The 327-nt window shown below is 51.4% G+C and carries 1 protein-coding gene; it reads left to right on the top strand.

All coding sequences use genetic code 11. The features are described from left to right. Positions 1 to 11: 11 nt before the first annotated feature. A partial coding sequence (locus tag H8K55_RS21365; protein ID WP_186944264.1) for a transposase occupies positions 12 to 327 on the top strand: 316 nt, incomplete at its 3' end.

Here is a 327-nt window from a genome sequence, read left to right as displayed (position 1 = left end):
ACGACGGCAGTATGTTGCCGGCCGAATTGCTAGCGCGACTTCTGCGAGAATGCGAGAGACTAGCGCTAGTTGAAGAACAATTTAAGGCACTCACCAAAACGCAGGTCTCGCAACTGTCTAAAGCGGTGCAAGAGAAGGTCGCCAGCTTCACCAAGCTCAAAGCGATAGGTGAAACTGGTGCGATACGGATTACGACGGAATTATTTTGGCGACGGTTTGACAATCAAAAACAAGTTGGCTCCTGTGTTGGATTGGTACCGCAACCGTACGACAGTGGTACAACGCGAATCGACCAAGGCATCAGCAAGCAAGGCAACCGACGAGTGC

Source organism: Affinundibacterium flavidum, assembly GCF_014284175.1.
Taxonomy (GTDB): Bacteria; Pseudomonadota; Gammaproteobacteria; order Burkholderiales; family Burkholderiaceae_D; genus Undibacterium; species Undibacterium flavidum.
Note: the sequence above shows the minus strand (reverse complement) of the source record. Positions and strands in the feature narration are given on the sequence as shown.